Genomic DNA, 7,739 nt, shown 5'->3' with positions numbered 1-7,739 from the left:
AGTTTATTTCCCGTTTTGTGGATGGGCCGGTGCATGACTGCGATGATTTGGTTTTACTGTTTTAGCACCGTTTTGCTGCACATTTCCGTCTTGCTGCCCATTCCCGTTTCGCTGTGCATTCCCGTCTCGCGGCGTTACGTCTTTCGGCAATTGAGGGATGATACGGCCAACGATGTCTGCAAGTTCACTGGCAAGTCCGGAAACAGGATGTCCCTCCTGAATGTGCCGACCAAGCTCGGCAATCCGGTTGGCTACGTCCAAATCGGCGGTAACCAGTGCATTGGCGCCTGCCGGATCGGTTTGAAGGGCTTCCGCGACCGTGTATTTAATGGTTCCAACTTCTGCACGATCTAAATTTCCATCTACATTAAGCCCGACGACAGCCGTTTTGCCCATGACAACACAGTTCGCGTTTTTAACGCCAGGCACGCTCTCAGCCAGTGATTTCAGGTGATTTGCGGTTGTGGCGTCAACTCGTCCGTTGTTATCATTTACGTTACCGACACGCCCCGTATTGGGGTTATCCGGTGTCCAACCGTCTACATTGTTGGTGGTATAACCTCTGTTCCCATTCATGTTGCGAACACTGTTAGCAGTGGTTCCATCGGTTTGATTACGAGGAGAGGGTGATGCATGGTTATTGGCGGTCCCGCAGCCTGCGAGCAACAACACCGCCAGCATGATGGATAGAGCAGCTCTCATGGATTGATCTGTCCTTTCGTAATAGAATTCGCTAAATTACTCCAGTCGCTACGCTTATTATGTCCGGGACGGAAAGGTTTATGTGTGTACCTGATGAAGAAGCAGTGGAGGGATAAGATGAAAAAAATATTTGTACTGGATACGAACGTACTGCTGCATGATCCTCAATCGATTTATGCATTCGAGGAGCATGAAGTCATCATTCCTGCGGTGGTTCTTGAAGAGATTGATTCCAAGAAGCGAAATGCCGATGAAATCGGCCGCAATGCCCGTATGGTCTCCCGATTGCTTGATGGGCTTAGAGAACAAGGTCATCTTCACGACGGAGTTCTTCTGGAGAACGGCGGGAAGTTGAAGGTTGAGCTTAATCATCGCAGCTTCGTCAAGGTACAGGAGTTATTTAGCGAAGCATCGAACGACAATCGTATTTTGGCTGTCGCGTTAAATTATAAATTGGAGGAGGAGCCGAAGGAGGACAGAAGACCCGTTGTTCTTGTCAGCAAGGATGTCCTCGTTCGAATAAAAGCGGATGTTCTTGGGCTAACGACACAGGATTATCTATCTGACCGCACGGCGGATCCAAGCGAATTATATCCGGGATTCTCAACGATCAAGGTGCATCCTTCCGTGATCGATGAATTCTACAGCTATCGTTATTTGCCGATTAAACCACTTCAACTCTCTTATCCGCTTTATCCGCACGAATTCGTTATTCTGAAGGACGAGATGGGATCCGGCAAGTCTGCCCTGCTTCATGTGAATGAGGATGCAACCCGACTAGAGCCCCTTCATCTAAGCAACGAGCCCGTATGGGGCATCAGTGCCCGGAATGCTCAACAGCGCATGGCGATTGAGCTTCTCCTGAATGACGACATTCCGCTGGTTACCATTACGGGAAAAGCCGGTACGGGCAAAACCTTGCTGGCATTAGCAGCAGGACTATCCAAGGTGGAGGATGAGCACAAATACAAAAAACTGCTCATTGCGCGTCCGGTCGTTCCGATGGGGAAAGATATCGGATATTTGCCGGGAGAAAAGGAAGAGAAGCTGAGACCGTGGATGCAGCCGATCTATGACAACCTGGAGTATTTGTTCGACACCAAGAAATCCGGCGATATCGATAAAATATTGATGGGTCTGGGAAGCATCCAGGTAGAAGCACTGACTTACATCCGCGGTCGCTCCATTCCAGGTCAGTTCATCATCGTTGACGAGGCTCAGAACTTATCACGCCATGAGGTCAAGACGATTGTTTCCCGGGCGGGAGAAGGGAGCAAGGTGATACTGATGGGGGACCCCGAACAGATTGACCATCCCTACCTGGATGCCGTTAGCAATGGGCTGACCTATGTGGTTGAACGATTTAAGCAGGAAGGTTTAAGCGGACATATTACGCTGACTAAAGGGGAGCGTTCCAAGCTGGCACAGCTGGCGGCCGATTTGCTGTAGCATTATATTTCCCGAGAAATGATCTCACAAAGTAATTCGTACGAGAAGGACTGTCCGAAATTCATAGGACAGTCCTTTTAGCGATCGGGTCCTATTAGTAAAATATGGACTGGTAAATTATAAAAAAAGATAGGACAAGAGCACTATAAGTTTGGTAAAATAAGGGCATGCGACTATGGGAGGAGTGAAGAGGGGATATGAAGCGGAAGAAATATTGGTTCTTATTCGCCATTTTATTATTATCCTTATCCAGTTTATCTCCCAGCTTTGACTTCACTCATCATACGAGACGGGAACCGCCCGGGGATGAACCGATTCCTCCGCAGCAGAGGCCGGAGGTACCAGAGAGCGACCTGGGCCCCATCAAGGTCGGCGTCCATTTGAATCCGGACGAGCTGAGGCACCTGAAAGCGCTCAACGAACGCTTTATGGAAGAGACCGGAGCCGAGATCGAAATCACGCCTCTAGAAACGGCCGATACGGAGAAAGAATCGTTTTTGCTTCATATGTCCCTTGGCGAAGGACCGGACATTATATTAACGGATTCTCATTACATTAAAGCGCTTGCAATGACGGGATATCTTCTGCCCGTCGATGCATCACAGACAACGGTGACCGGCGAGGATACCCTGAATGGTCTTCTGCCGCAGCTGCAATGGAACGGGTATCAATGGGGAATGCCTTTTGATATAGATCCCTATATCGTGACCTGGCAGACCAAAGGGAAGGACGGCGCCTCATTTAACATGCCGGAGAGCCGACAGGCTTGGCAGGAATATATGGAGCTTCATAAGACGAGCCCCGTCCTCTCATTTGATCCGAAGGATCCTTACGCATTCGGCGCGGCGGTGCATTTGCTTGAAGGCGATCCTTCCAAGCCGGATCAAGAAGTACTTGAAATGTTAATCCGCAATCACCTTCGAACGCCGGAATCGTCCCGCGGCGCAGCAGATACGATAGAAACGGGGCAGGAACCTTCCTCTGGCACAGAGGAGGCTTCCGTGGCCGTTGAGCCGTATTCGAGCTTCGCGGACCGAGAGGTAAGCGGATTGTCTTCCGCATTGGCCATGGGAAAGAGTCATTTGAATACGCCGGTTGTGCGAGCGAGAAGTTTTGCGGTAGCCGCACAGACGGAGTCGTCTGCGCTTGCCATGAAATGGATTACGTATATGACAAGCAAAGAGATGCAGCAGGAATGGAGCAAAACGTCAGGAACACTCCCCGTCGTACCCGAAATGTATGTCACGGGCACGAACCTGAGGGATCGGGGCATTTGGCAAAAAGCGGCGGTTCCCGCCCAGGTGCTGCTCTCCCGGAATGAGCCGGCCGCCTTGGATTTTGGCGATTCAGAAGGTTTCCAGACTTATAGCGAATCAGCATATCGATTGCTGCATGGCGAAATAACGGTTGAAGAATATATGAAATTGTACACGCCTGCTCAACCATAACAAGAAAAAAAGCTGCCCTCTCGGGCAGCTTTTTCTATAGATCCAGCTCCATTTTGACCACTAATCGTTGATCATCGCTTGCAACCTCCGTCGCTTTCAAGAAAGAAACCAGCTGCTTGGGATAAAAGTTCATGTCGAATTCTTCCTGCAGCGCTCTGCGCGTTGTGTCGGGCAATTCCAGACGGTTGAACACAAGTTTGTCGACTTCAAACATAATGGCATTCTCCGGTTCGTTAATGACGGTGTATTTCCCTTCAATCAGCAGCGACAAATTTCCGCTTTCGCCGGAAGCTATTACTTTTCCATCGTCAAAATGAAACGCAAAGCTATTAAAGATTTCGTCTTCGGATCTTAAAAACGTGTTGAGATCATCTTCATGGATGTCGATGGTATATACCTTTCCGTTGGTCTTCAGCATATTCTTGCTGCCTTGGACGAACGACGGCAGATTTTCCATGGCGCTAGCCAGGGCCTGGAAATGACGCTTCACCTCGTACAGCCCTACATTCTCCCAATAGAGGGTAAACTCCTCGATCAGCCTCTTCATGGCATCCGGATTGCCGCTGGCTGTGAGTGCTCCATCTACCTGCTGCTCAAGCGCAAGCACCCGTTCGCGCTGCTTCACCAGGCTGTCCTTTACTTCGGCGAGCCGGGACGCATTCCGTGCTGCTTCAGCCTGAGCGGAAGCAAGGGAGCGGTACTGATTGTTATACACGGTAAGCGTATCCCGGTCGTTCTGAATAATAATATCGTAAAAGTCCATGACGCGGAAAAAGCCGGCTAAGTCTTTAGCAGACAGCAGCATGAAAAATAAGTTATCCCGCTCACCCATGTAATATGACCGAAGGACGGCAGCCGCCCGATCTCGCCGGTCTTCAATACGCATGCCCATATCCTGGATTTGGGTTTGCAGCTCGCTCTGAAGAGTCTGCAATTCCTCCATGCGTTTGGTTATCCGTTCGATTTCATGATCGATTTCCACGATGGAGAGGCTGTCCTCCAGAAGCTTGCGCGCCTCTTCCGAGTCAGGCATGACGGGGCTGACATCCTGCTGGGAATAAACCGCAGCGGGAGCACCAATGAAGCAGAAGAACAGGGTTAAACACAGCAAGACCGGGAGGAGTGGGTATTTTACTCGTACTTTCAAACGGGAGTCCTCCTTGCATGGTTGTTAGTCGAAAGGATACCAACCACGGTCTGTCCCTTCATTTTAACCAATATATGACGCGTACGACTCAATTATCAACCTTTAGGCACTAAAAAAGCGATCCGGCAGCTAAAGCACCCGATCGCTCTTTTAAGTACTTGTTCTCTAATCGCAAGGAAAATCCACCAGCGCAGCCTCAGGTTGTCCAGGTTGACCGCCGGCGGATCTCGTTTATCGCTTGCATGGTTTACATATTAGAGTGGTTTGCCCATAATGAAGACCGTCCAGTAGCTAAAGCCTGTGAAGGTCACGATCATATAAGCCCAGAAGAGAAGAATATAGGTTCTCTCCGTGAATTTCAAATATCCCAGGATCACGAAAAATGCGGTCTGCAGGAAGAAAAGCAGTGCCATTTCAATATGATCTCCGGCAAAGGCCATCAACCCGATGGTCAGGGTGAAAAAGCCAAGGACTCGAAACATCCGTGCCACGATTATATCCTCCTCTCGTATGTACGCACATAATGCTGCTATGAACATTATAGCGTTATGGGAAAAACGTGTAAACGCCTAACTCAAGAAAACCCTTTATTTTTTATTATTAACCAGAAGCAGGACATTGAATTCGGGAACAATTTGGGTGAAACGCCCCTTTTCCCTCCGTAAGAGTATGATCTGTAATCAAAATGGAAATACATTTTAGTATCAAATAGATTCTATGAACTCTATGAGAGGCATAGAAATGAACTAAGCAGTTTTTATACCCTATTCAGCAGCCGATTTACGGTATTGAAGACGGTTATTTTAGGATGTCGTTAGGAGGGTTTTATGGTATGTCAGCAGTGAGACAGGATGCATGGAGCGCAGAGGACGACCTAATACTGGCGGAGGTGACCCTGCGTCATATTCGTGAGGGCAGCACCCAATTGGCTGCCTTTGAGGAAGTCGGAGAAAGAATAGGCCGGACATCGGCGGCTTGCGGATTTCGTTGGAACAGCTGTGTTCGCAAGAAATATGAGGATGCTATCAGCTTGGCGAAATCTCAGCGTCAAAAGAGAAGTTATTATAAAAAACAGCCTTCCGCCAGCGGACCACAAGTTGCAGGATTGGCAGCTCCGGAAATGGAGCACGATGTTTATAAACATGATGGCGCAAGCGAAGAGACGTTGTCCATCGATGCGGTTATCCGTTTCCTTCGCCAGTGGAAGGGCGGGCTGCAGGAAAGTTCACGCCAGTATAAACTGCTTGAGAAGAATTTGCGTGAAAAAGAGGATGAGCTTGCAAGGCTCCGCAGCGAGAATCAACGGTTGTTGAAGGAAGTAAGCGAAGTGAAAACCGACTACCATGTGGTCAATGACGATTATAAGGCACTGATTCAGATTATGGATCGGGCACGGAGACTGGCTTTTTTGAATGAAGAGGACGAGGAACTGAAGACCCGCTTCAAAATGGATGCCAACGGTAATCTGGAACGAATCGAATAGGTAAAGGTTATCCTGATCCGCCGTAACCCGCACTAGTGCATTTCATGCGCTTTGGCGGGTTATTTGTGCGTATTGAAGATTATTCTGATATATACTAAGACTAGCACATCATGTTTAATGACAGTAATGGGGGATGATCATGAATATACATATCATCGGGGCCGGATCTTTGGGCCTGTTATATGCCGGCAAACTTGCGGGCTCAGGCTGCAGAGTCACGGTATGGTGCCGCAGCGAGGAGCAGGCGAGCAAGCTCCGGACTACCGGCATCACGATCGAGAAGACGGAGGGGAAGCCTCAGACCGTTGCCCCCAATGCTTTTTCGGTCCGTGCATGGGATGCCTTTGCCGAGTCGGGAGCGGCAGCGGATGCGGATTATCTTTTTCTCATGTTGAAGCAGCAAGGGATCGAAGAGATGGCCAGGGAGGTGCTGGCACCATTCGGACACCATCGCCGCAATCTCATATGCTTTCAGAACGGTACAGGCCATTTGGAACGGCTTCGGGAGCTGCTGCCCATGTGGAAGCTCTATGCAGCGATTACCACGGAAGGGCCAAGCGTACAAGCAGTTCCTCGGTTCTGCACGCCGGCCATGGAACGACGACAATCGGCAAAATGATGCCTGCTGCGAGCTTTATAGGGGCTACATCCCATGAAGATCATGATATTGAGCTGGTTAAAGAGCTGAATAGAGCAGGATTTGAAGCTTTATTGTCGAATGAGATGGATGAGATGATCTATCGTAAACTGCTGATGAATGCGGTCATTAACCCTTTGACTGCATTGTGGCGGATTCCTAACGGAGCGCTGTTATCCTCCCCTGAACGGGCCGGGCTTATGAAGCAGCTGTATCATGAAGGAATCCTTGTATATGAAGCTGCCGGAATTCCGTATGGAAACAAGCTGTGGGAATGGATTGTAAGCGTCTGCCAATCCACTTCAGGTAACACGTCCTCCATGCTAAAGGACGTGATGGACGGCCGAACGACGGAAGTTGCCTGGATTAACGGAAGCATTGTCCAGCTTGGACACAAATATGGCGTTTCAGTGCCAAAACACGAGCTGATCACGCAGCTCATCGAGGGGATGAATCTATAGGGGGTCTTAGTATGGGGTTTTTACAGGGGCTGTTTAACACATTGAGTCTTTTTCCGTTCATTCCGTTTCTGATGGTGTATATCATAGTGCTCCAAAGAAATAAGAATCGAAAACAAGCGCTGGAGCTGGCCATGGATATCACCACCTTTTTTATGCTGTTCTCGGTTTCCGCCTTGTTTAATACTACGTTCCAGACCAAATTCGGATTTTATCTGATACTCCTGATGCTGCTTATCGCGGCGGGGCTGATCGGGAGCGCGCAAAACCGCTGGAAAGGCAAGGTAAACGGAAAAAGGCTGCTGCGGGCCGTGTGGAGGCTCGGCTTTGTGACAATGAGTTTTGGTTACATAGTTTTTACATTTTTTGGTCTACTCTCCTACATAATTAAGATGATGTAAGCACAATCTAATAA

General features: G+C 49.1%; 9 protein-coding genes. 6 read left to right on the top strand and 3 right to left on the bottom strand.

Features of this window, described 5'->3' with window-relative positions:
• Positions 1 to 3: 3 nt before the first annotated feature.
• The gene (locus HMPREF9412_RS07645; protein ID WP_009590848.1) at positions 4 to 702 is read right to left on the bottom strand and encodes a YhcN/YlaJ family sporulation lipoprotein; all 699 of its coding nucleotides are present in this window, start codon (positions 700 to 702) and stop codon (positions 4 to 6) included.
• Between the two features lie 117 nt (positions 703 to 819).
• Here HMPREF9412_RS07645 and HMPREF9412_RS07640 point away from each other — a divergent pair, with 117 nt between their 5' ends.
• Both HMPREF9412_RS07640 and HMPREF9412_RS07635 read left to right on the top strand, forming a co-directional pair.
• A complete protein-coding gene (locus tag HMPREF9412_RS07640; RefSeq protein ID WP_036671602.1) occupies positions 820 to 2,151 on the top strand; it encodes a PhoH family protein in 1,332 nt (443 codons plus the stop codon).
• Between the two features lie 197 nt (positions 2,152 to 2,348).
• A complete protein-coding gene (locus HMPREF9412_RS07635; protein WP_009590841.1) occupies positions 2,349 to 3,599 on the top strand; it encodes an extracellular solute-binding protein in 1,251 nt (416 codons plus the stop codon).
• 34 nt (positions 3,600 to 3,633) lie between these two features.
• Here the strand turns inward: HMPREF9412_RS07635 and HMPREF9412_RS07630 are convergent, their stop codons facing one another.
• Positions 3,634 to 4,746 carry a coiled-coil domain-containing protein gene (locus HMPREF9412_RS07630; protein WP_009590837.1) on the bottom strand — a complete coding sequence of 371 codons (1,113 nt, stop codon included), beginning with the start codon at positions 4,744 to 4,746 and terminating at the stop codon, positions 3,634 to 3,636.
• A gap of 254 nt (positions 4,747 to 5,000) precedes the next feature.
• Positions 5,001 to 5,237, bottom strand: coding sequence for a DUF2626 domain-containing protein (locus HMPREF9412_RS07625; protein ID WP_006209059.1), 237 nt, complete (start codon positions 5,235 to 5,237; stop codon positions 5,001 to 5,003).
• Positions 5,238 to 5,578: 341 nt separating this feature from the next.
• On the opposite strand from HMPREF9412_RS07625, the gene HMPREF9412_RS07620 reads away from it, so the two are divergent.
• The 4 genes from HMPREF9412_RS07620 (at position 5,579) to HMPREF9412_RS07610 (ending at position 7,725) form a co-directional block, all read left to right on the top strand.
• Positions 5,579 to 6,229 (top strand): RsfA family transcriptional regulator, encoded by a 651-nt coding sequence (locus HMPREF9412_RS07620; protein WP_009590829.1) that lies wholly within the window; start codon positions 5,579 to 5,581, stop codon positions 6,227 to 6,229.
• Positions 6,230 to 6,368: 139 nt separating this feature from the next.
• Complete coding sequence (locus HMPREF9412_RS33240; protein WP_009590846.1) at positions 6,369 to 6,848, top strand: ketopantoate reductase family protein; 480 nt, start codon at positions 6,369 to 6,371, stop codon at positions 6,846 to 6,848.
• On the top strand, positions 6,749 to 7,327 hold the full coding sequence (locus HMPREF9412_RS33235; protein WP_254664015.1) for a ketopantoate reductase family protein: 579 nt from the start codon (positions 6,749 to 6,751) through the stop codon (positions 7,325 to 7,327). Before HMPREF9412_RS33240 ends, HMPREF9412_RS33235 begins: the two co-directional genes overlap by 100 nt.
• Positions 7,328 to 7,338: 11 nt before the next feature.
• Positions 7,339 to 7,725 (top strand): DUF3397 domain-containing protein, encoded by a 387-nt coding sequence (locus tag HMPREF9412_RS07610; RefSeq protein WP_009590849.1) that lies wholly within the window; start codon positions 7,339 to 7,341, stop codon positions 7,723 to 7,725.
• Positions 7,726 to 7,739 lie beyond the last annotated feature (14 nt).

Origin of the sequence: Paenibacillus sp. HGF5, assembly GCF_000204455.1 — a bacterium.
Taxonomy (GTDB): domain Bacteria; phylum Bacillota; class Bacilli; order Paenibacillales; family Paenibacillaceae; genus Paenibacillus_AQ; species Paenibacillus_AQ lautus_A.
This window is presented reverse-complemented; position numbering and strand designations above follow the sequence as displayed.